The sequence below is a fragment of the Glycomyces harbinensis genome (assembly GCF_900101745.1).
In the GTDB taxonomy this organism is placed as follows: Bacteria; Actinomycetota; Actinomycetes; order Mycobacteriales; family Micromonosporaceae; genus Glycomyces; species Glycomyces harbinensis.
The window spans coordinates 73909-97349 of the sequence record NZ_FNAD01000006.1; the positions used below are offsets into that span (position 1 = coordinate 73909).

Consider the following 23441-nt stretch of genomic DNA (forward strand, 5'->3'; position numbering starts at 1 on the left):
CTCTTTCGGGTGACACGGCGGCCGCGGGCGCCCGTTCTTGTCGTACCCGCGCGAAACGATGGGCGCTACTGTCCCCGGGTGGGTGGGGGGTAGGGATGGTAATACAGTCACCCGTGGGAATATCGTCACCGTAAGCACCGATTCGTGATGAGATCGGGCTTATGAAGGCAGTGGTTTTGCCCCACTACGGCGGGGCCGACGATCTCCAGCTCCGCGAGATTCCCCCGCCGCCCGTCGGCGCCGGCGAAGTGCTCGTCAAGCTCAAGGCGACCTCAGTCAACCCGGTGGACTGGAAGCTCGGGGCCGGGTACCTCGACGCGATGATCCCGGGGGAGTTCCCGCTCATCCCCGGTTGGGACGCCGCCGGAATCGTGACCGACGTCGGCGCCGCCGTCACCGGTGTCGCGCGCGGCGACGAAGTCTTCGGCTACGTGCGGCGCCCGATCGCCAAGTGGGGCACCTACGCCGAGTACACCGTCGCCGAACCGCACATGGTCACCCGCAAGCCCCCCTCGCTCGACTGGGCCTCCGCGGGCGGGCTCTCGCTCACCGGACTGGCCGCGCTCCAAGCACTCGACGCCGTGGGCGTCACCGAGGGCGACACCGTCCTCGTCCACGCCGCCGCGGGCGGCGTCGGGGTCCTCGCCGTGCAGATCGCCAAGGCCCGCGGCGCCCGTGTCATCGGCACCGCCAGCGTCCGCAACCACGACTTCCTCAGAGCCTTCGGGGCCGAACCCGTCGAATACGGGCCCGGGCTCGCCGAACGGGTGAAGCTGCTCGTCCCGGACGGGCCCGACGCGGCCCTGGACGCGATCGGCGGAGAGGCCGCGGACGTCTCCCTCAAGTCCGGCACCGCGCCCGAGCGGATCGTCTCGGTCGTCGACCCCGACATCCGCGAGAAGGGCGGCCAGTACGTCTTCATCAGCGTCACCGCCGAGGACCTGGAAGCCCTCGCCGCGCTCACCGAGGCCCGGCAGCTCATCGTCCCCATCTCCGAGACCTATCCGCTCGAACGCACCGCCGACGCCTGGCGGGCGAGCATGTCCGGTCGCACCCGCGGCAAGATCGTTCTGCGGATCGCATAGGGCCGCATCACTTCTGATCGAAGCCGGGAACTCGGGGCCCGGCATTGCTTCCATACATCGAAGTACTTCATGACAGTCTTTACAGTGTGTGCGTTACGTCATAGAATTGCGGCGGGCGGTACCCCGTCTGCCCTGGCCGGTGCCTCCACGGCGAAACTCGGGGAGCCGCGGTCTTCCTCCCGCGGACTCCTCGTCCAGTGGCGCGCCCGGCCGACATCCACAGAAGATCCCCCATCTGTGAGGAGCGATCACACATATGTCCAACGGACAAGCCATCCGCGGCACTCGAATCGGCGCCGCATCTGGCCGTCACCCGGAACGCGGCGAACCGGTTCCCCGGCAGCACGTGAAGTACTGGTGCGCCAACGGACACGAGACCGTCAGGTCATTCGCGCTCTATGTCGAGGTCCCTCAGGAATGGGACTGCACCTGCTGCGGCTGGCCCGCCAGCCCCGATCAAGACAATCCTCCCCAACGCCAGTCGGCGAAGCCGTACAAGACCCATCTGAACTACGTCCGCGAGCGCCGCAGCGAAGAGGAGGCCGAAGACCTCCTCGCCGAAGCGCTCGCCGCCCGCGCCGCCGCCCGCGGCGAGCGTTCCTTCTTCTAGCACCGCATCACCTCTCACCCGGCGGCCGGGAGACGCAAGGTTGGGCGATCCGCCGCTTTCGAATACGGCGAGGGCCCGGAGCGAATGCTCCGGGCCCTCATCCGTGCCGTCAGAACTCCAGGTGCTTCAACCCCGACGCGGCGGCCTTGTCGACCAGCCACCTCGTGTGGCCCTGCGCCGCGACCAGTCCGGCCGGGAGCTCGCGCTTCGCCAGAGCCTCGTCGACAGCGTCGGCCTTGCCCTCGCCCGAGGCGATGATCCACGCCGCCGGGGCGGTGTTGATCGCCCCCATCGTCAGCGAGACGCGCTCGGGAGGCGGCTTGGGGGAGTTGCGCACCCCCACCGCCGAACCCTCGGCCTCCAGCGCCGGGTTGCCCGGGAACAGCGACGCGACGTGCCCGTCCTCGCCGATGCCCAGCAGCAGCAGGTCGAACGCCGGAACGCCCTCGCCGCCCGCAGCCTTCGCCAACTCCGCCGCGTACAGCGCCGCGGCCTCCTCAGGAGTCCCCACCGCGTCGGACGCGGCCATCGGGTGCACCCGAGCCGGATCCACCGGCAGGTGGTCCAGGAACGCCTCGCGGGCCTGGGTCTCGTTCCGATCCGGGTCGCCCGCGGGCAGGAAACGCTCGTCGCCCCACCAGAAGTCGACCTGCGACCAGTCCACGACGCTGCTGATCTTCGACCCGAGGATGTTCGCGTACACCTTCGCCGCGATGCGGCCGCCGGTCAGCACGATCGACGCCGAACCGCGGTGCGCTTGCGCGTCCGCGAGCCGGTTCACCAGCCGCGACGCTACCGCCTCGGCCAGCACCTCGGCGTCCTCGTGGACGATCACCGCACCGGAACGGCTCATGCGCCGGCCCGCTCGGCCTGGTACTGCTCCTGGAAGGTGTCGAGCACCCGCCGGTAGGCGGTGTCCGGGTCGATGTGCCGCAGCTCCTCGGCCAGCAGCTGGCCCAGGGTCCGCCCCTGCAGCGTCTGGCGGCGCTTGGGCAGCCCCGCCTGGCGCAGCACGGTGGTGCCGTCGGCCTTCCGCTCGACCTCCATGGTCTCGCCCCCGGCCATCGTGAACGCCACGGAGGCGATCGCGGGCAGGTGCTCGGAGTTGCGCTCGACCTCGGTGTCGACGACATCGGGGAGCACGCCCAGCCGCGTGTGGAGCCACGCGGCCATGAGCTGCGCCGACGGGTCGTCGTCGTCCGCCTTGATGGTGATCTTCTCGACCGCCTGGGTCACGCCGTCGAAGGCGCTGGCGATGAGCGAGCGCCACAGGCTGATCCGGGTCCAGCAGATGTCGGTGTCGCCCGCCGCGTACGTCTCGGCGCGCCGGTACAGCGACTGGACCGGGTCCGCCGCGCGGGCGGAGTAGGTGATGCGGCGGTCGGCGAAGGACCGCAGCTCCGACTCCAGTCCGTACCGGACCGGGTCGAGCAGCCACCAGGTGACCACGGGCACGTCCGACGCGAGCATCGGCAGCACGATCGAGGTCAGGTGCGCGGCGGCCGGGCCGTCGAGGCGCAGGATGATCGCCTCGGCCGAGCCGAGCCGTTCGCCCACGGTCACTTCGGCGTCGATGCGCGGCTCCTCGGCGTCGAGGTCGCGCGGGATCGCCAGGATCAAACGGTACGGGTGCTCCTGCGCGGCGAACGAGGCGGCCTTCTCGACCTCCTCGCGCTCGTCCTCGGTGGTCAGCGCGACCAGGTTGAGCGCGAGGCTGGAGCCGCCGCCGACCTCGTGGAGGAGGCCGTCGAGGGCCTTCATGATGTCGCCGGTGGTGGTGTCCTTCAGGTGCACGTCCAGACTCCCCTTCTAGGCCCGGCGCCAGCGGCGGCCGGACGATTGCAGCATGAGATCGGCCCCGGTCGGGCCCCAGGTCCCGGACTCGTACGGCTCGGGCTTGGTCGTCGCCCAGTAGTCCTCCAGCGGGTCGACCACGGCCCAGGACGCGTCCACTTCCTGCGCGTCAGGGAACAGGGTCTTGTCGCCCAGGAGCACGTCGAGGATCAACCGCTCGTAGGCCTCGGGGCTGGACTCGGTGAAGGTCTCGCCGTAGCCGAAGCCCATCGAGATGTCCCGCAGCTCCATGCCGGTGCCGGGGACCTTCGAGCCGAACTTGACGGTGATGCCCTCGTCCGGCTGGACGCGGATGACCAGCTGGTTGTTGCCGAGCGTCTTGGTGTCGTAGTCGGCGAAGGGCATGTGCGGGGCCTCCTTGAAGACCACCGCGATCTCGGTGACCCGCTTGGGGAGCCGCTTGCCGGTGCGCAGGTAGAACGGGACGCCGTTCCAGCGCCGGTTCTGGATGCCGATCTGGACCGCCGCGTAGGTCTCCGTGGTGGAGTTCGGCGGGATGTTGTCCTCGGCCAGGTAGCCCTGGACCGGGCGGCCCTGCACCCACCCGTCGGCGTACTGGCCGCGGATGGCCGTGGCCTCCAGGTCGTCGTGCAGCTTGATGGCCCGCAGGACCTTCAGCTTCTCGGTGCGGATCTCCTCGGCCTCGAACCCGTTGGGCTGCTCCATGGCCGCGATGGCCAGGAGCTGGAGGACGTGGTTCTGGAGGACGTCGCGGGCGGCGCCGTTGTCGTCGTAGAACCCGGCCCGCGAGCCGATGCCGACGTCCTCGGCCATGGTGATCTGGACGTGGTCGACGTAGTTGGAGTTCCAGATCGGCTCGAACATCGCGTTGGCGAAGCGCAGCGCGAAGATGTTCTGCACCGTCTCCTTGCCGAGGTAGTGGTCGATGCGGAACACGTCGTTCGCGGTGAAGACGCGGTCGACCAGGCCGTTCAGCTCGTGCGCGGACTCGCGGTCCTCGCCGAAGGGCTTCTCGACCACGACCCGGCGCCAGCCGCCGCGGTCCTGGCGGTTGTCGGACATGCCGGTGCGCTGGAGCTGCTTGAGCACGGTCGGGAACGCCATCGGCGGGATCGAGAAGTAGAACGCCGCGTTGCCGATGATGCCGTGGGTCTCGCGCAGCTCGTCGACCGTCGCGTCGAGGCGGTCGAAGGCCTCGTCGTCGTCGAACGTGCCGGGCACGAACTTGAAGTTGCCGGCGAGCCGCGCCCAGACCTCGTCGCGCCACGGGGTGCGCGCGTGCGCCTTGGCCGCCTGGAGCGACATCTCCTCGAACGTCTCGTCGCCCCAGTCGCGGCGGGCGAAGCCGACGATCACGAACGACGCCGGGAGGAGGCCCCGGTTGGCCAGGTCGTAGATCGCCGGGATCAGCTTCTTCTTGGCGAGGTCGCCGGTGACGCCGAAGATCACCAGGGCGCACGGCTCGGGGATGCGCGGCAGCCGGCGGTCGGCCGGGTCGCGCAGCGGGTTGGCTTGGATGTCGGAACCCATCTAGCTCAGCTCCCTCACCGCATGGAGCAGCTGGTTGATCCCGTGCTTGCGGTTGGTGAGATGGAAGCGCACGAGCGGGCGCTCGCGCGATTCGAGGGCCTGGCGGTCGCCGGCGGCCTGCGCGGCCTGGAGCCCGGCGAACGTGTAGTCGCGGCCCGGGATGACGAGGTCTTCGCCGACCTCGCCGGTGATCTGGACGAACACGCCGGTCTGGCGCCCGCCCTTGTGGAACTGGCCCGTCGAGTGCAGGAAGCGCGGACCCCAGCCCCAGGTGACGGGGGCGCCGGTGCGATCGGCCAGTTCGGCGCGGAGCGCCGCCACCGAGGCGTCGTCGATCCGGTCCAGGTAGGCCAGGACCGCGATGTAGGCGTCCTCGCGGTCGGCGTTCGTCAGCACCTCGCCGAGCGCTCCGGCGACCGTGTCGGCGTGCGAGCCGTAGATCTCCACGGCGCCGTCCACGGCGTGCGGGCGCTCCTCGGGGAGCCCGTCGGCCAGGATGCGGTTGGTGTTCTCCTTGGACTCGGTCACGTTCGGCTGGTTGAACGGGTCGATCCCGATCAGGTAGCCGGCGTAGGCGGTCGCGAGCTCCCACGCGAGGAACTGCGCGCCCAGCGGGCCGTTCACGACCACGTCGGGCATCGCCAGCTGCGAGCCCGAGGCGGGCAGGCCCGTCGAGGAGCCGCCGACGGTGGCGTAGACGCGGTCGGAGCCGCGGGCGCCCGCGGCGGCGGGCTCTTCGAGGACGACCGGGAGCGTGCCCTTGCCGTCCTTGCCGAGGGACTCGGCGATGAGCTGCTCGGCCCAGTCGCCCAGGCCCACGACGCCGGTGCCGTCGTCGGCGATGGTGATCGTCGGCTTGGCCGCGATGACCGCGCCCAGGACCACGGCCGGGTTGTCGCCGTCGTTCTCGATCGTGGCCGCGAAGGCCTCGGCCTGCTCGATCAGCTCGGCCACGTCGGCGCCCGCGAGCGCGGTCGGGACGAGCCCGAACGCGGTCAGCGCCGAGTAGCGGCCGCCCACGTTCGCGTCCGCGAGGAACAGGTGCGAGCCCTGCTCCTTTGCCAGCGCCTCCAGCGCGGAGCCGGGGTCGGTGACGAACACGAACCGCTTGGTCGAGTCCTCGATGCCGACGCCCTTGAACGCGGCCTCGAAGGCGCGCCGCTGGGAGTCGGTCTCCACGGTGGACCCGGACTTGGAGGACACCACGACGGCGGTGCGCCGCAGCGAGGCCTCGCCGAGCTCGGCGACGATCTGGCCGGGGTCGGTGGTGTCGAGGATGCTGATGCCCAGGTCCAGGGTCCGGGAGATGACCTCGGGCGCGAGCGAGGAGCCGCCCATGCCCGCGAGGGCGATGTGGTCGATGCCCTGCTCGTTGAGTTCGGCGCGCAGCTTCGCGAGCGGCGCGAGGAGTTCCTTCGACGTCACGAAGGTGTCGACCCAGCCGAGGCGGATCGCGGCCTCCTCGGCGGCGTCGGGACCCCAGAGGGTCGCGTCCTTGGCGGCCAGTCTGGCCGGGACGCCTTCGGCCCTGAGCCGGTCGACGTCGGCGTTCACGTCGACGCCCGTGGTGACCGCGAGGCCCCCGGCGGCTTCCATCTTCCCCATCGGCTCGCTCACTTCTGTTCTCCGCCTTCTTCGGACGTGTTCTCACTGAGCTTCGACCGGATCTGGTCCAGCAGCTGGTTCCAGCTGACGATGAACTTCTCCACGCCCTCGTCCTCCAGGACCTTCACGACGTCCGCGTAGTCGACGCCGACCCGCTCCAGACGGAGCATGACGGTGGCGGCGTCGGCGTAGAACGGCCGGACGGTGTCGGCCTCGACCTCGCCGTGGTCGGCGAAGTCGTGGATGGTGCCCTCGGGCATCGTGTTGACGGTGCCGGGGGCGATGAGGTCCTCGACGTACATGACGTCGCGGTAGTCGGGGTTCTTGACCGAGGTGGAGGCCCACAGCGGACGCTGCGGCACGGCTCCGGCCGCGGACAGCGCCTCCCAGCGCGCGGACCCGAAGGCGTTCTCGAACTCCTGGTAGGCCAGGCGCGCGTTCGCGATGGCGGCCTTGCCCTTGAGGGCGAGCGCCTCGTCGGTGCCGATGCCGTCGAGCCGCTTGTCGATCTCGGAGTCCACGCGGGACACGAAGAACGAGGCGACCGAGCGGATCGTGGACAGGTCGATCCCGGCGGCCTTGGCCGACTCGAGTCCGGCCATGTAGGCGTCCATGACGCCGCGGTAGCGCTCCAGGGAGAAGATCAGGGTCACGTTGACGCTGATGCCCGCCGCGATCGCGGCCGTGATGGCGGGGAGTCCGGCCTCCGTGGCGGGGATCTTGATCATCGTGTTGGGCCGGTCCACGGCCCACCACAGGGCCTTGGCCTCGGCGATGGTCGCCTGCGTCTGGTGCGCCAGACGCGGGTCGACCTCGATGGACACGCGGCCGTCCTGGCCGCCGGTGGTCTCGAAGACCGGCGCCAGGACGTCCGCGGCCCAGCGGATGTCGAAGGTGGTGATGGCGCGAGCGGCTTCGTCGACGCTCACCTTCCGGACCGCCAGGTCGGCGATCTGCTCGTCGTAACCGCTGCCCTTGGCGAGGGCGGCGGCGAAGATGGACGGGTTCGACGTGACGCCCGCGACGGACGACCCACTGACGAGATCCTTGAGGTTTCCCGTCTCCAGTCGCCCGCGTGAGATGTCGTCGAGCCAGACGGACACCCCCGCGGCCGACAGTCCGGCGAGGTTCTCGTTCGCGCTCATCGGTTCCTCCAGCTTTCCAGCTAGTAACTCGTTATCCGCTTCATTCGGCGACGCTCGCGGGCCGGTGGCCGGCCCGCGAGCGTCGCTACTGCTGTGCCTTCTTGATGGAGGAGCGGGCCGCGTCCGCCACGGCGGCGGCGGTGATCCCGAACTCCTCGTACAACTTCTCGAACGGCGCGGAGGCACCGAAGTGTTCCAGGGAGACGCTGACTCCCGCGTCACCCACGAGGTCCCTCCAGGACAGGGCGATGCCGGCCTCGACCGACACGCGGGCCTTGACGGCCTTGGGCAGCACCGACTCCCGGTACTCCTCGTCCTGGTCGGCGAACCACTCGATGGACGGGACCGACACGACGCGGGCCTTGACGCCCTCGCCGGCGAGGGTCTCCGCGGCGTCGACCGCGAGCTGGACCTCGGAGCCCGAGCCGAGCAGGATCACATCGGGGGTGCCCTCGGTGTCCAGCAGCGTGTAGGCGCCCTTGGCGGCGCCCTCGGCGGAGGCGAACTTCGAGCGGTCGTACACCGGGATGTTCTGGCGGGTCAGCGCCAGCGCGGTGGGGCGGTCGGCCCTCTCCAGGAGGGTCCTCCACACCACGGCGGTCTCGTTGGCGTCGCCGGGGCGGACCACGTCCAGGCCCGGGATCGCGCGCAGGGCCGCGAGGTGCTCGACCGGCTGGTGGGTCGGGCCGTCCTCGCCGAGGCCGATCGAGTCGTGCGTCCACACGTAGACGACCGGGGTCTTCATCAGGGCCGCGAGGCGCACCGCGCCGCGCATGTAGTCCGAGAAGACCAGGAAGGTGCCGCCGTAGGGGCGGGTGGGGCCGTGGAGCTTGATGCCGTTGAGGATCGCGCCCATGGCGAACTCGCGGATGCCGAAGTGGAGGGTCCGGCCGTAGGGGTTGCCCGGGTAGGCCTTCGTCTGGCGCGACAGCGGCAGGAACGACGGCTCGCCGTCCATCGTGGTGTTGTTCGAGCCGGCCAGGTCGGCCGAGCCGCCCCACAGCTCCGGCAGGACCGGGGCGAGCGCGGAGAGCACCTTGCCGGAGGCCGCGCGGGTGGCGACGCCCTTGGCGGAGGGCTCGAACTCGGGGAACGCGGCCGCGAAGCCCTCGGGGAACTCGCCGGCCCACAGGCGGTCGTGCAGCTGCTTCTTCTCGGGGTTCTCGGCGGCCCAGTTGTTGTACCGGGTGTGCCATTCGGAGCGCCCGGCGCGGCCGCGCTCGCCGACGCCCCGTGTGTAGGCGAGGACCTCGTCGGCGACGGCGAAGGACTGCTCGGGGTCGAAGCCGAGGATCTCCTTGGTCGCGGCGATCTCGTCCTTGCCCAGGGCGGAACCGTGTGCGGCGTAAGAGTTCTGCTTCTTGGGGGCGGGCCAGCCGATGATGGTCTTGAGGCGGATCAGCGAGGGCTTGTCGGTGACGGCCTTGGCCTTCTCGATCGCCTCGAACAGGGCCTCGGGGTCTTCCCGGTACTCGTCGCCGTCGCGCCAGTCCACGTCCTGGACGTGCCAGCCGTAGGCCTCGTAGCGCTTGGCGACGTCCTCGCCCAGGGCGATCCGGGTGTCGTCCTCGATGGAGATCTCGTTGTCGTCGTAGATCAGGACCAGGTTGCCCAGCTCCTGCACGCCGGCGATGGAGGAGGCCTCGTGGGTCACGCCCTCCTCGATGTCGCCGTCGGAGGCCAGGACGTACACGAAGTGGTCGAACAGGCTCTCGCCGACGGCCGGCTCGGGGTCGAACAGGCCGCGCTCGCGGCGGGCGGCCATCGCCATCCCGACCGCGGTGGCCAGGCCCTGGCCGAGCGGGCCGGTGGTGGTCTCGACGCCGGCGGTGTGCCCGACCTCGGGGTGGCCCGGCGTCAGGGAGTTCCACTGCCGCAGGCTCTTGAGGTCTTCCAGCTCCAGGCCGTAGCCGGCGAGGTACAGCTGCACGTACAAGGTCAGGCTGGAGTGTCCGCAGGAGAGCACGAAGCGGTCGCGCCCTTCCCACTGCGGGTCGCTCGGGTCGTGCCGCATGACCTTCTGGAACAAGGTGTGGGCGACCGGCGCCAGGCTCATGGCGGTGCCCGGGTGGCCGTTGCCGGCCTTCTCGACCGCGTCGGCGGCGAGCAGCCGCGCCGTGTCAACCGCCTGTTGGTCGAGCTCGGTCCACTCGAACTGTGCCACTGCGTTACTCCTAGATACTCGTCGTATTTGGGCCTTTGACGTGTGCCTTTCGACCCTACCTACACAGGCTGAACTTTATGCGTGGTCTCTCGGAGGACGGAATTCGACGCGTTGTGAACCCGCCCACGAGCAAGTCTCGCATTTGAAAACCGCTGGTGGGGGGCGTCGACCCAGGCCTCGGTCACACCCGCACAGACCGTATGGTGAGCGGTGATGAACGAGGATCCGACCCGCCCCGACTTGACCGGCGCCGTAGCCGACCGCCCCCGGCCCGCCCGCAAGCGAATCGAACTGCCCGAACCGGGCGCCGCCCCCCAGGCGCGCCCGGATCTTCGGACACTGGTCGGCGCCTATGTGTCGCTGACGAAACCGCGCATCATCGAGCTGCTGCTCATCACGACCATCCCCGCGATGCTCGTGGCCGCGCGAATGGAGTCGGACAGCCTCCCGTCGCTGACCGCCGTGATCGCGACCCTCCTCGGCGGCACGCTCGCCGCCGGCTCGGCCAACGCGATCAACTGCTACATCGACCGCGACATCGACAAGCTCATGCGCCGCACCGCGCGGCGCCCGCTCGCGAAGCACCAGATCCCGCCGCGCAACGCCCTGATCTTCGGGCTCGTGATCGGCACGATCGCGGTCCTGGGCATGGGCCTGTCCGTCAACTGGCTCGCCGCCCTCCTCACCTTCGGCGCCATCGTCTACTACGACGTGGTGTACACGATCTGGCTCAAGCGGACCACCCCGTACAACACGGTGTGGGGCGGCGCCTGCGGCGCGGCCCCCGTGCTCATCGGCTGGGCCGCCGTCACCGGGCACATGTCCTGGATGGCCTGGGTCCTGTTCGCCGTGGTCTTCCTGTGGCAGCCCCCGCACTTCTACGCGCTGGCGATGAAGTTCAAGGACGACTACGCCGCCGCCGGCATCCCGATGCTCCCCGCGGTCGCCCCCGCCAAGCGCGTGGCGATCGAGTCGGTCGTCTACGGCTGGGCGATGCTCCTGGTCTCCCTGGTCGCCGTCCCGCTCGGCTCGACCTGGCTCTACGGCGTCGTCGCGGTGGTGACCGGCGGGATGTTCGTCCTGGAGTGCCACAAGCTCCTCGGCCGCGTCAACCGCGGCGAGGACCCCAAGCCGATGCGGCTGTTCCACTGGTCGGTCAGCTACCTGACGCTGCTGTTCCTGGCGCTGGCGATCGACAGCTTCTTCATGTGAGGCACTGAAACGTCGCGAAGGCCCGGCCGAGGAATCGGCCGGGCCTTCGCCGTACGCCGTCAGGCCTTGGTGGCCAGGTACACCGAGTTCGAGGACTCGCCGCCGGTGTAGGGGTTGTCGAACCAGATCTGCTCGTTGTCGACGTCGGTGAAGACCTCGCCGAGCGCGGCCATGAACTCGTCCTCCGCCGGGTCGTCCGACCACATCGCGAAGCAGCCGCCGGGGCGCAGGTGCGCGGACAGCGCGCGCAGCCCCTCGACGGTGTAGAACGCGGTGTGCGGGGCGTGCAGCACGTGCCGCGGTGTGTGGTCGATGTCCAGCAGCACGGCGTCGTAGGTGCGCCCGGGCCGCTCGGGGTCGAAGCCGGTCTCGCTCATCGCGGCGCCGAAGAAGTCCGCCCGGTCCAGCAGGACGCGGGAGTCGGCGGCCAGACCGGCGGTGTCGGGGATCAGGTCGCGCTCGTGCCAGTCGATGACCGCGTCCGAGTACTCCACGACCCTGAGCGTGGCGATCCGCCGGTCCTCAAGGGCCGCTTGGGCCGTGTAGCCCAGGCCCAGTCCGCCGACGATCACGTCGAGGCCGGTGCCGGCCGTGCGCGCCAGTCCGAGCCGGGCCAGTTCGATCTCGGCGACCGGGAACAGGCTCGACATGAGGAACTCGTCGTCGAGCTTGACCTCGTAGACGTCGGTCTCCACGACTTCGTCGTAGCGGCGACGCAGGCTGATCTCGCCCATCGGGCTCGATCGCCAGCTGAGTTCCTCGATCCGTGGATGCATCGGTCAATCGAACCATCAAGGGGGCCCGGACGGCGGGCCCCCTCGCAGGGAGTGCTCCGGATGTCACCTGGAGGAGGTCAGTGGGCGGCGCCGAGCTCGACCAGGAGGACGCCCGCCGCCACCATGGCGATGCCCAGGGCCATCACCTTGGTGAACGGCTCGCCGAACAGGTACCTGCTCGCGATCGCGGTGATGGAGACGCCCGCCGCGGCCCAGACGCCGTACGCGACGCCGATGCCCATGCCCATGTCGAGGACCAGGGTCAGCGAGGTGAACGCCACCGCGTACCCGGCGACCACCAGCGCGTACCAGGCCTTGCGGCCGTCGGTGGCCGCCTTCAGCGCCAGCGTCGCCGCCACTTCGAACAGAATCGCCACTGCGAGGAACACCCAGGTCATGATGCCGCGGCCTCCTGCCGGCGCTCGGCCGCGCGCTGCGACCCGAACTCGATGGTGAAGACCCCGCCCATGATCAGCGCGATGCCCGCCGCCATGACGCCGGTGAGCGGTTCGCCGAAGAGGACCGCCCCGAACACCGCCGTGAGCGCGACGCCCATCGCGCCCCAGACGCCGTAGGCGACGCCCAAGGGCATGCCGGCCTTCAGGACGCCGACGAGGAACGCGAACGCAGAGAGGAAGCCCGCCGCGAACAGCGCGTACCAGCCCGGCTGTTCGGTCGCGGCCTTGAGCGAGAGCGAGCCGGTGACCTCGCTGCCGATCGCTCCGGCCAGCAGCAGCCACGGCTTCCAGTTCATTCGGACCCCTCCAGGATTCGGTCGGCGAGGTCGGCGAGCCGTTCGCGCGCCTCGCCTTCGGGCGGCAGCGCGCAGAGCGCGTCGGCGAACCAGGTGCCCTCGGCGATCAGGCGCACCGCGGTGAGCCGGGCCTGCTCGGTCGCGGGCAGATCGGCGGGGACCTCGAGCCAGGGGCGCATGCGCTGGACCCACCGGGCGATGAGCCGGTCGCGCAGCCGCGGGTCGGCGAACATCACCAGGTCGCTCTGGTCGACCTCGCATTCGAGGGCCCAGCCCAGGTAGGCGCGGAGGCGCGCGGCGGGCGCGGCCTCCTCGACGGGTCCGGGCAGGCGCGCGGCGAGGTCGCGTTCCCAGCCGTCGACCACCCGGTCCAGGAGCGCGATCATCAGGGCCTCCTTCGTGCCGAAGTGGTACATGACCCCCGGTTTGGTGAGGCCGGACCGCTTCGCGGCCGACTCCAAGGAGACGGTCGAACCGGCCTTGAGCAGGGCCAGCGCGCCGTCGAGGATGTGGTCTCTCGAACTCATGCGCCCTACTTTACCAACCGGAAGGTCGGTTCGGCGCGCCATCGTGGCCCGCCCGACAGGCTCACCATGAGCGACGGCTTGATTCCTTCTGTGGTGCAATGACTTCGCGGAATCCAGCGCTGTCGCACCCGGCCTTTAGGGTGGCCCGCATGACCAACCCCACCGATGCCACGGATCTGCCCGACGAAGACCTGCTCGACTTCCCGAAATCCTGGGAACGGCTGGTCAAACCCACGCGGACCACCGGGAAGCCCCACAAGGTCAGGCTCGACGCCGCGAACGGGCGGCGCCGCCTCACCGCCGAGACCGCATGGCTCGACCAGGCCCTGGACCCGTCCCGGCACGAGCAGTTCCTCCCCTCCCTGCGGGCGCTGCTCGCCGGGGAGCCCGACCCGCTCGGCGCCGCCGCCGCCATGGCGATGCTCAACGGCAAGATCGGCTACGACGCCGACCCGGCCCGACCGCTCCTGCATCTCTGGATCGCCGAGCACGGCCTCACCTTCGCCGCACGGGCCCTGGCCGAGTACCTCACCCTGTACGCGGGGTGGGTCTCGCAGCGTCCCATCGAACTCCAGCGCATGGAACTCAGCTGGGGCACCTGGCACCGTTCGGTCAGCAGCGGCTCCATGCTCGGCGACATGCGGGCGCTGCTCGCGGCCGCGGCGGACGACGCGTACGCCGCCGTCGTCGCGGCCCTGGCCGGCCACCGCGCCACCGCCGCCCAGCGGTTCGCGGTGACCCTCCTCGTCCCCGACGAGCGCGACTGGGCCGACGAAGTGTGCGCCGAGCACCTTCAGGAGAACGCCGACTACTGGGCCACCGCGGCCCTGGTGAGCGAGGCGGTCACCACCACCGGACAGCTTGCCGCACTGGGGCTCTCCGTCCTGTCGGACGACTACCACACCTCCGCCATCGTCGCCGGTCTGGTCCGCCGACTCGGCACCGACGCCGTTCCGGTGCTCGCCGCCAGCGTCGGCTGGGCCTACCAAGCGGGCGACGTCAAGACCTGCCACCAGGCCCTCTCCGTGCTGCCCTCCGACGAGGCCATGGCGTACTTCGCCGACCACCTCGGCGAGCCCGGGATCTTCGCCTTCGCGATGGAGGCCGCGAAGCGATTCCCGCTGCGCACGCTGCACACCGTCGCCGCCCGCCTGCCCGGGGCCGACGCCGAAGGCCGCAAGCGCCTCGCCGCCCTCGTCCACGCCGACCCGGTCCTCCGGGCCGCGCTGGCGCACCTGGACGCCGATACCCGCGACCGCGTCGCGCCGCTGTTCGAAGCCAGCGCGCGCCATCCCGAAGCCGACCCCGCCGACCTGCCCGAACTGCTCGTCGCGCCGCCGTGGACCGTCAAGGCCCCCAAGGTGAAGGCCGTGGTCGTCGAAGGCCTCGTCCCGCCCGCGATCAACCGCGTCGTGTGGGCCGACGGCGAGCCCGAGGCGTGGTCGGAGGTCGGCTACGACGTCGCGGAGAAGCGGACGGAGGAACGCTGGCGCGTGATCGCCGAGCGGTTCGCCGACGGCGAGCTCGGCCCGAACCAGGGCCTGCGCTTCCTGGTCGACGCGCCCCGGGACATCGCCGCGCCGCTCGCCGGCAGATGGAATGCCGAGGGCCTGGACGACTGGATCGCCATGTCCTACCTCAAGAAGCTCCTCTCACGCTTCGGCGAGGCCGTGTCCGAACAGGTCGCCGTCGGCGCCGCGACCCACGCGAGCCTGCGCGAAGTCCTGGTCCCCGTCGCGAACCTCGAGGCCGCCCGGCTCATGGCCGACGGCTTCGCGCGCCTCAAAACCGTGCGCGAGACGGCGGTCGCCTGGTTCGACCGCCACGGCCCCGACGCCGCCGCGCTCCTCATCCCCGACGCCCTCGGCAAGGCCAAGCGGCGACGCGCCTCCGCAGAGGAGGCGCTGTACCACCTCGCGGACGAGCACGGGCCCGACGTCGTGCAAGGGGCCGCGGCGCAGTACGGCGAGGATGCCGCGGCCGCGGTCCGCGCCCTGATCGGCACCGAGCGGTCCGCCCCGCTCCGCGTGAAGATCCCCAAGCCCGCGGCCTGGGCCGCGCCGGCGCTGCTGCCGCAGGTGCTCCTCAAGGACGGCGATCGGGCGCTGCCGCAGGACGCGGTCCGCCACCTCGTCACCGTGCTCGCCCTCGGCGGCCCCGACCACCCGTACGCGGGCGTCGACGTCGTCGCCGAGGCCTGCGACCGCGACTCGCTCAACCGCTTCTCGCTGGCCCTGTTCGACCTGTGGACCGCCGCGGGCTCGCCCGGCGAGGACCGCTGGGCCGTCACCCAGCTCGTGCACTTCGCCGACGACCACACCGTCCGCACCCTCGCGCCGCTCGTGGCGAAATGGCCGGGGGAGAACCAGCACCACCGGGCCGTCCTGGGCCTGAAGGTGCTGGGCGCCATCGGCACCGAGCCGGCGATGCGGGCCGTCCAGAACATCGCGGCGAAGGCGAAGTTCGACGCGATCCGCTGGGCGGCCCACGGGCAGGTCAAGGCCATCGCCGCGGACCTGGGCCTGACCGCCGACCAGCTCGCCGACCGCCTCGTGCCCGACTTCGGGCTCGGCGCCGAAGGCTCCCTGCGGTTCGACTACGGCCCCCGGACCTTCACCGTGGCCTTCGACGAGCAGCTGAAGCCGTACGTCACCGACGACGCGGGCAAGCCCCGCAAGACCCTCCCCAAGCCCGGCGCGAAGGACGACCCCGACCTCGCCGAGGACGCCTACCGGCGCTTCACCGCTCTGAAGAAGGAACTGCGCGCCGTCGCCGCCGACCTCGTGAAGCGGCTCGAATCCGCGATGATCCACGGCCGCACCTGGACCGCCGCGGAGTTCCGGCGGCTGTTCGCCGAGCACGCGCTCGCGGGCCACCTCGCGCGCCGCCTCGTGTGGCTCGCCGAGCACGGCGGCGAGCGGACCGCCTACCGCATCGCCGAGGACGGCTCCCTCGGCGACGCCGACGACGAGGCGTTCGCGCTCCACGACGAGGCCGTCGTCCGCCTCGCGCATCCGATCCACTTGGGACCGTCCGTCGACGCGTGGGCCGAGCTGTTCGCCGACTACGAGATCCTCCAGCCGTTCGACCAGCTCGCGCGGCCCGTCATGGCCTTCACCGACGAGGAGCTGAAGACCGGCGTCCTCACCCGCTTCCAGGGCGCCACCGTCGACATCGGCCACATCCTCGGCATGACGAGCCGCGGCTGGCACCGCGCCGCACCGGAGGACGCCGGAATGGAGCCCGGCATCGCCTACACGTTCCCCGGCGGCGGCTGCGTCAGCGTCCGCCTCGATCCGGGCGTCTACACCGGATCGGTCCGCGAGTACGACCGCCAGACCCTCGAGACCGTGCGCCTCGCGGCGGTCGAGGAGTACTACCACGCGCCCTCCGGCGCCGTCCCCGAGAGCATCGACCCGGTGGCCGCCTCCGAGGCCCTCAGCGGCCTCGCCCGCCTCACCGGCACCGCATAGGAACGCGGGGGATGTCGTACCCGGGCCCTATCCTCGGAGCGACATCCCCCCGGCGGCATGAAGGACGCGCATGACTGACACCGTTGCACCCCGAGAAGACCGGCTGGTCGTCCCCGAAGCATGGCTGGACGGACTCCTCCCGTTCCGCGGCCGCCGCACCGGCCCCCCGGTCGAACTCGACCCCGACGCCCCCGAGCGGCTCCGCGGCCTCGCCAAAGCGCACGACGCCGACCTGCGCGCCGCACTGGCCCAGCCCGACAACCAGGACTTCGCCGCCGCGGGCCTGCGCCACCTCGACGGCGGGCTCGACGCCTACGGCGCCGGCGTCGTCGCCGTCCTGCTGCGCGGCTCCGACCGGCACAAGTCCCCTTCGATGCTGCGACCCGAGCTGGACGCCTGGGTCCTCGAACACGGCCTGGCGTTCGCCCTCACCGCCTCGCTCGCGGCCCTGCAGGTGAACCCGTGGAACCTCTACCAGCGCGGCAAGGCGATCGACATCGCGCAGCGCAAACTCGCGGTCGTGCGCCTCGGCCACGTCGGCGCCCTCTTCCACGAAGTCCAGCAAGGCGTCAAAGCCCTGCGCGGCCTCATCGCGGCAGCCGACGAGGCCGAGTACGCGGCGGTGGTCGCCGCGGCCGCCGCGTTCCGGACCGGCCCCACCGAGCGCTTCCTCGTCGGCCTCCTGCTCCCCGAGCAGCGGGAGTGGGTCGACGAGGTCTGCCGCGAATACAAGGACCTGGACGGCTACTACACCGACAAGATCCTGTGGGAGTTCGTCTCCACCTCCGAGCAGCTGACCGCGGCGGGGCTGTCGAAGCTCGAGCGGTGGGAGGCCGGCACCCACCTGACGGGCACGCTCCTGCACAACCTCGGCGCCGCGAGCCTGCCCGTCTTCACCGCGACCCTGCGCCAGCAGGTCGACGGAGACGGCCGCGCCAACCTGCTCGAAGCCGTCGGCCTCATCCCCGGAGACGAGCCGATGTCCTACCTCGTCGGCAACCTCGCCGAACCCGGCGTGTACCGGGCCGCCGCGAGCGCCGCCGCGCGCTTCCCCCGCCGCGCCCTGCGCGCCATCGCCGCGGCCGACGCCGCCCTCGCCCCCGAGCTGCGGCCGCGCCTGGCCTCGCTCGCCGCGCTCGTCCCCGAAGCGGTCCGCGCCGCGCACCCCGACCGCGCCGCGATCGAAGCACTCCTCGCCTGCTCATCGGTTCCCGAAGCGGCCGTTGACGACCTGCCGACACTACTGACCTCCCCGCCCTGGACCAAGAAGCGGCCCAAGACCAAGCCGGTCGTCCTCGACGGCCTCGCGGCGCCAGACGGCATCGCCGTCACCTGGGCCGAGGGCGAGCGGGAACGCTGGTCCGTCCCCGAGGCGAACTACTTCCGCAACCACACCGAAGACGACTGGCACCATTCCATCCGACGAGCCGGCAAGCACCACGACGGCCGCATGTACGCGATCGCCCTGGCCTACGCGCCGTTGGCGATCGCCGCCGAGGCCCTGGAGAAGTGGGACGGCGCGTTCGCCCCGTACACCTCCAGCGACATCAACGTGGTCCTCTCGCGCTTCGAAGCCGACGTCGCGCAGCGCATCCTGGTGCACCTGCGCAAGAACGCCGCCGACCACCGCGCGCTCGTGCCGATCCTCAGCCTCGACGCGGCCCGCCTCGCCGCCGACTGGTTCGACCGCCTCAAGTCCGCGCGCGCCAGCGCCGTCGCCTGGTTCGACCGCCACGGCACCGAGGGCGCCCGCATGCTCGTCCCCGACGCCCTCGGCGCCGACAAGCGGGCCCGCCGGGTCGCCGAAGGCGCGCTGGCGTTCATCGCCGCTCGCCAGGGCGACGCGGTGGTCGAGGCCGCCGCCGCGTCCTACGGAGACGACGCCGCGGCGGCGATCCGGGACCTGCTCGACGGCGACCCGCTCGAACCGCGCGGCGTGAAGCTCCCCAAGCCCGGCGCGTGGGCCGACCCGGCGATGCTGCCGCAGGTCCTGGCCGGCGACCGCGCGCTCCCGGCCGAGTCGGTGCGCCACCTCATCACCGTGCTCGCCCTGACGACCCCCGAATACCCGTACGCGGGACTCGACGTCGTCGCCGAGGCCTGCGACCGCGCGTCGCTCGCCCGGTTCAGCCGGGCCCTGTTCCAGGTGTGGCTCGCGGAGGGCGGGCCGTCGAAGGACGGCTGGGCGCTCACCCAGCTCGCCCATTTCGCCGACGACGACACCGTGCGCCTGCTCGCCCCGAAGATCCGCGAATGGCCGGGCCTGAGCCAGCACAAGCGGGCCGTCAACGGCCTGGGCGTCCTCGGCGCGATCGGCACCGAGGAGGCCCTGCGGGCCATCCAGGGCATCGCCGAGAAGGTGAAGTTCAAGGCGCTCAAGCAGGAGGCGGGCGTCCAGATCGAGACGATCGCCGCAGAACTCGGCCTGAGCCGCGACCAGCTCGCCGACCGCCTCGTCCCCGGCTTCGGGCTCGGCGACGAGGCCCTGGTCCTCGACTACGGTCCGCGCAAGTTCACCGTGGTCTTCGACGAGCAGCTCAAGCCGTACGTCACCGACGAGGACGGCAAGCCCCGCAAGAGCCTCCCCAAGCCCGGCGCCAAGGACGACGCCGCGGTCGCCGATGCCGCCTACCAGCGCTTCTCACTGCTGAAGAAGGAGCTGCGGACCGCCGCCTCGGACCAGGTCTCGCGGCTCGAGGCGGCGATGGTCAACGCCCGCACCTGGAATGCCGACGAGTTCCGCCGCTTCTTCGCCGAGCACCCCCTCGTCAAGCACCTGGCCCGCCGCCTCGTGTGGCTCGCCGAGGCCGACGGCGCCCGCACCGGCTTCCGCATCGCCGAGGACGGCAGCTACAGCGACGCCGCCGACGACGCGTTCACCCTGCCCGAGAACGCCGTCGTACGCCTCGCCCATCCGATCCACATGGAGCCCAAGGAAGTCGACGCGTGGGCGGAAGTCCTCGCCGACTACGAGATCCTCCAGCCCTTCGACCAGCTTGCGCGGCCGGTCATGGCGTTCACCGAGGACGAGCTCGCCACCGGGCACCTGACCCGCTTCGAGGACAAGCAGGTCGAGGTCGGCCGCCTCCTGGGCCTCACCAAGCGCGGCTGGCGCCGCGCCGCGCCCGAGGACGGCGGCGTCGAACCGGGCATCCACTACCCGCTCCCCAGCGGCGGGTACGTCACCATCGCGCTCAGCCCGGGCATCTGGGTCGGCATGATCGCCGAGAACCCGGTCCAGAAACTCGAGAGCGTCCACATCGGGCACAGCGAGGTCTACTGGTACGACCGATCGCGCGAGACCCAGCGGATGCCCGAGGGCATCGACCCGCTGACCGCCTCCGAGATCCTGGTCGCGCTGGAGCGCCTCACCGCCGGCTCCTGAGTCCCGCCGGGGATGTCGCACCCAGCGCTTATGCTCGATGCGACATCCCCTTACGCGCGAAGGAAGACGATGACCGAAGCCGTTGCCGCCCAGCAGGACCAGTCGCGAGTCCCGGACTTCGAGGCCGATGAGGACGTCTTCGAGCGGTGGACGCTGTACGCGGACCAGGACGGGTCGGACGCCCCGCACCTGCGACCGCCGACCGGCCGCGGCCGCCCTTCCGCGACCCCGGTCGACCCGCCGCGCGACTACATGGTGGACCTCTGGCACCGGATCGGCCTCGACGAGCGCCGCGAGAGCTTCCGCACCGCGATCGAGTCCCCGACCACCGACCCGGCCATCGGTGCCGCGATGCGGTCCTACCTCGACGGCGAACCCGACCCGCTCGGCGCCGCCGCGGTCTTCGAGATCGCCTTCGCCGTGGGCGCCAAGCTGTGGGGCGAGCGGCGCTACGTCCAGTACGACGCCTGGCACGGCGAGCACGGCCCCGAGTTCGCCGCCTGCGCGGTGCTCCAGCAGAGCGCGGTCCGCGTCATCGGCGCCCGGTTCCGCCAGCCGCTCCACCACTACAACAACGGCTCCGACGAGCCCGCCGTGGAGTTCGCCCCGACCATTCCGGCGGGCGGGGCCTGGGGCCGCGGCATGGAGACCCAGCGGGTCCGCGAGATGCTCGCCGGCGTGCCCGAACCCGAGTACCGGCGCTACCGCGAGCTGTTCGAGCCGCTGGGCCGCAACCACCGCCAGCGCCACGCCCGCGCGTTCGTCATGCCCACCGAGCAGGACTGGGTGGACCAGGCGTGCAACGAGTTCCCCGAATGGGAGAGCCGGGCATGGGGCGTGGAGGAGCAGCTCATCGCCAGCGTGACCTCGATCGACCAGCTCACCGCCGCCGGCATCACCATCCTGGACGAGTACAACCGCTATGAGCGTCCGATCAGGTCCCTGCTCGAGTCCTGCGGCCCCGACGCCGTCCCCCTCCTGGTCGAGACCCTGAACCGCGGCACCGAACCCCGAGGCAGGGGCACCCTGAAGACGATGCTGGCGACCCTGCCCCACGACGCGGCGGTCGAATACCTCCTCACCGGCTGGGTCGGCGAGGAGACCGCCCACCTCGCCCGGCTCGCCGCGGAGCGGTTCCCCCGCCGCACCGTCCGCGCCGTCGTCCGGCTCGCCGACGGCGCCGCCGCGGCGCAGCGCTCGCGGTACGCGCACCTGACCACCGCGGTCCCGGCCCTCGCCGAAGCCGTCGCCGCCGCCGAACCCGAAGTGCGGCAGGCGATCGACCGCCTCGTGCACCTGGACGACGCCCCGCCCGAGACCCCGGACGTCCCCGCGTTCCTCGCGAACCCGCCCTGGACCCTCAAGCGCCCCAAGGTCAAGCGCACCGTCATCGAGGTCGCGCCGGTCGACGCGGCCGTCCTGCGCTGGCGCGACGGCGAGCGCGAGACCTGGGCCGAAGGCGGCAAGATCGTCGACGAGACCCGCCGCCGCCTCGCCGAAGGGGAAGCCGAGGCCGTGCCGGAAGTGCTCGCGGCCCTCGCCAAGGCGCCCCGCCACCACCGGGCGCTCCCGCCGATCGGCGGCGTCGAGGCGGCCCGCATCGCGGCCGACTGGCTCGTGCGCCTGCGTTCGACCCGCGCCAGCGTCACCGCCTGGCTCGCCCGCCACGGCACCGACGCCGCCGCCTGGCTGACCCCGGACGCGATCGGCCCGGCCGGCAAGACCCAGCGCGCCGCCGAAGCGGTCCTGCGCCACCTCGCCCGCGCCCACGGCGACGCCGCCGTCCTGGCCGCCGCGGCCGGGTACGGCGCCGAGGCCGCCGTCACCGCGATCCTCACCGCCGACCCGCTCGACCTCCACGGCCGCAAGGCGCCCCGCGTGCCCGAATGGGTCGAGCCGGTCCTCGGCATGCCCGTGCTCCTCGCCGGGCGCGGGCACCGCCTGCCCCGGGCCGCCGTCGGCCACCTCGTCGGCGCGATGGCGCTCGATTCGCTCGCGATCCCCTATGCGGGCCTCGACGCGGCCAAGGAGCACTGCGACGCCGCGAGCCTGAGCGAGTTCTCCTGGGCGGTCTTCGAGTCCTGGCTCATCGCCGACGCCCCCGGCAAGGACTCGTGGGCGTTCACGCAGCTCGCCCGGTTCGCCGACGCCGGCACCGTCGAACGGCTCGAAGCGCTGATCGGGCCCTGGACCGGCGCGGGCCTGGTCAAGCGGGCCCAGACCGCGCTGGAGGTGCTGGGCGCCGTCGACGCCGAAGAGGCACTGCTCGCCGTCCACCGGCTGCGGCGGACCGTCGACTCCAAGGCGCTCAAGGAGTCCGCGGCCGACCAGATCGACCTCATCGCCGCCGGCATGGGCCTGGACGTCGAGCAGCTGGCCGACAGTCTCGTCCCCGACTTCGAACTGGGCGAGGACGCGACCCTCGAGCTCGGCTACGGTTCGCGCCGCTTCAAGGTCGGCTTCGACGAGCGCCTGCGGCCCTTCGTGATCGACGAGCGCGGCAAGGTCCGCAGGAGCCTGCCGAAACCGGACGCGGACGACGACCCGGAAGCGGCGGCCGAGGCCGCCAAGCGGTTCGAACGCCTCACGCGAGGACTGAAGTCCGTCGCGACCGAGCAGGTCCCGCGCCTGGAGCGGGCCATGGTCGACGGCCGCACCTGGACGCTCCCGGAGTTCCGCCGCCACCTGGTCGACCACGCCCTGATGTGGCACTTGGCGAAGCGGCTGGTCTGGCGGGCCGAGTCGGCCGCGGGCGCGGTCGTGTTCCGGCTCGCCGAGGACCGCACCTGCACCGGCGCCGACGAGGACGCGCTCGCCCTCCCCGAGGACGCCCGCATCCGGCTCGCGCACCCGGTCCTGCTCGGCGACGCGCTCCCGGTCTGGGCGGAGATCCTGGCCGACTACGAGATCCTCCAGCCCTTCGACCAGCTCGCGCGGCCCGTGCACGCCCCCACCGGGGCGGAGGCCTCGGCCGGGAGGCTGACGCGGTTCGAAGGCGGGAAGGGCGGCACCGGCGCCCTCTTCAACCTGACCCGCAAGGGCTGGCGCCCGGTCCGCAAGGAGGGCTCGGGCTGGACGTCCGGCCTGTCGCGGCGCCTGGCCGGCGGGGGAGCGGTCGAGGTCGACCTGTCCCCGGGCTTCGGCGGCGGCTACCTCTTCGACGCCGAGGAAGTCCAAGTCCTGCAATCGGTCCGCTTCCCGACCGGAGCCGACCCGGTGGCGCTCTCCGAGGTCATCGCGACGCTGGCGCGGGTCGCGAAGAGCGAGTGAGACCGGCGCGCCCCGGCCGACGGCCGGGGCGTCTTCGTACATGCGCGCCCCACGGGTCTGCATGCGATGTCGCACCCGGACTCTATGCTC

General features: G+C 71.6%; 16 protein-coding genes. 6 read left to right on the forward strand and 10 right to left on the reverse strand.

Translation table 11 applies throughout. From position 1 onward, the window contains the following. Positions 1–161 precede the first annotated feature (161 nt). Together BLQ63_RS11835 and BLQ63_RS11840 are read left to right on the forward strand one after the other, a co-directional pair. Positions 162–1085: an NADP-dependent oxidoreductase gene (locus BLQ63_RS11835; protein WP_091034223.1), complete on the forward strand. Its 924-nt coding sequence runs from the start codon at positions 162–164 to the stop codon at positions 1083–1085. 256 nt (positions 1086–1341) lie between these two features. Further along, entirely contained in the window at positions 1342–1695 is a 354-nt protein-coding gene (locus BLQ63_RS11840) for an RNA polymerase-binding protein RbpA (protein WP_091034226.1), read from the forward strand. A gap of 109 nt (positions 1696–1804) precedes the next feature. Here the strand turns inward: BLQ63_RS11840 and pgl are convergent, their stop codons facing one another. The 6 genes from pgl to tkt all read right to left on the reverse strand — a co-directional run bounded on the left by pgl (position 1805) and on the right by tkt (position 9954). Continuing rightward, positions 1805–2548 carry a 6-phosphogluconolactonase gene (gene pgl, locus BLQ63_RS11845; protein ID WP_091034229.1) on the reverse strand — a complete coding sequence of 248 codons (744 nt, stop codon included), beginning with the start codon at positions 2546–2548 and terminating at the stop codon, positions 1805–1807. After that, entirely contained in the window at positions 2545–3489 is a 945-nt protein-coding gene (locus tag BLQ63_RS11850) for a glucose-6-phosphate dehydrogenase assembly protein OpcA (protein WP_091034233.1), read from the reverse strand. Before BLQ63_RS11850 ends, pgl begins: the two co-directional genes overlap by 4 nt. 15 nt (positions 3490–3504) lie before the next feature. Continuing rightward, complete coding sequence (gene zwf, locus BLQ63_RS11855; RefSeq protein WP_091034236.1) at positions 3505–5040, reverse strand: glucose-6-phosphate dehydrogenase; 1536 nt, start codon at positions 5038–5040, stop codon at positions 3505–3507. Beyond that, complete coding sequence (locus BLQ63_RS11860; RefSeq protein WP_091034241.1) at positions 5041–6657, reverse strand: glucose-6-phosphate isomerase; 1617 nt, start codon at positions 6655–6657, stop codon at positions 5041–5043. Next, positions 6654–7790 (reverse strand): transaldolase, encoded by a 1137-nt coding sequence (gene tal, locus BLQ63_RS11865; protein WP_091034245.1) that lies wholly within the window; start codon positions 7788–7790, stop codon positions 6654–6656. The genes BLQ63_RS11860 and tal overlap by 4 nt, the downstream gene beginning before the upstream one ends. A gap of 85 nt (positions 7791–7875) precedes the next feature. After that, complete coding sequence (gene tkt / locus BLQ63_RS11870) at positions 7876–9954, reverse strand: transketolase (RefSeq protein WP_218125218.1); 2079 nt, start codon at positions 9952–9954, stop codon at positions 7876–7878. A 213-nt stretch (positions 9955–10167) separates the two neighbouring features. On the opposite strand from tkt, the gene BLQ63_RS11875 reads away from it, so the two are divergent. Next, complete coding sequence (locus tag BLQ63_RS11875) at positions 10168–11166, forward strand: heme o synthase (RefSeq protein ID WP_091034250.1); 999 nt, start codon at positions 10168–10170, stop codon at positions 11164–11166. 59 nt (positions 11167–11225) lie between these two features. On the opposite strand, the gene BLQ63_RS28410 is transcribed toward BLQ63_RS11875, so the two are convergent. From BLQ63_RS28410 to BLQ63_RS11895, 4 genes are all read right to left on the reverse strand, one after another. Beyond that, positions 11226–11942 carry a polyamine aminopropyltransferase gene (locus tag BLQ63_RS28410; RefSeq protein WP_177154894.1) on the reverse strand — a complete coding sequence of 239 codons (717 nt, stop codon included), beginning with the start codon at positions 11940–11942 and terminating at the stop codon, positions 11226–11228. A gap of 77 nt (positions 11943–12019) precedes the next feature. Then, complete coding sequence (locus BLQ63_RS11885) at positions 12020–12340, reverse strand: DMT family transporter (RefSeq protein ID WP_091034256.1); 321 nt, start codon at positions 12338–12340, stop codon at positions 12020–12022. Next, the gene (locus BLQ63_RS11890) at positions 12337–12696 is read right to left on the reverse strand and encodes a DMT family transporter (RefSeq protein WP_091034258.1); all 360 of its coding nucleotides are present in this window, start codon (positions 12694–12696) and stop codon (positions 12337–12339) included. Before BLQ63_RS11890 ends, BLQ63_RS11885 begins: the two co-directional genes overlap by 4 nt. Further along, a complete protein-coding gene (locus tag BLQ63_RS11895) occupies positions 12693–13223 on the reverse strand; it encodes a TetR/AcrR family transcriptional regulator (protein ID WP_091034261.1) in 531 nt (176 codons plus the stop codon). Before BLQ63_RS11895 ends, BLQ63_RS11890 begins: the two co-directional genes overlap by 4 nt. 149 nt (positions 13224–13372) lie before the next feature. Between BLQ63_RS11895 and BLQ63_RS11900 the strand changes: the two genes are divergently transcribed. The 3 genes from BLQ63_RS11900 (at position 13373) to BLQ63_RS11910 (ending at position 23351) form a co-directional block, all read left to right on the forward strand. Beyond that, complete coding sequence (locus BLQ63_RS11900) at positions 13373–16696, forward strand: DUF4132 domain-containing protein (protein WP_143014855.1); 3324 nt, start codon at positions 13373–13375, stop codon at positions 16694–16696. 70 nt (positions 16697–16766) lie between these two features. After that, positions 16767–20081 (forward strand): DUF4132 domain-containing protein, encoded by a 3315-nt coding sequence (locus BLQ63_RS29630; protein WP_091034269.1) that lies wholly within the window; start codon positions 16767–16769, stop codon positions 20079–20081. A gap of 69 nt (positions 20082–20150) precedes the next feature. Continuing rightward, positions 20151–23351 carry a DUF4132 domain-containing protein gene (locus tag BLQ63_RS11910; protein WP_143014856.1) on the forward strand — a complete coding sequence of 1067 codons (3201 nt, stop codon included), beginning with the start codon at positions 20151–20153 and terminating at the stop codon, positions 23349–23351. The last annotated feature ends 90 nt before the right edge of the window (positions 23352–23441 follow it).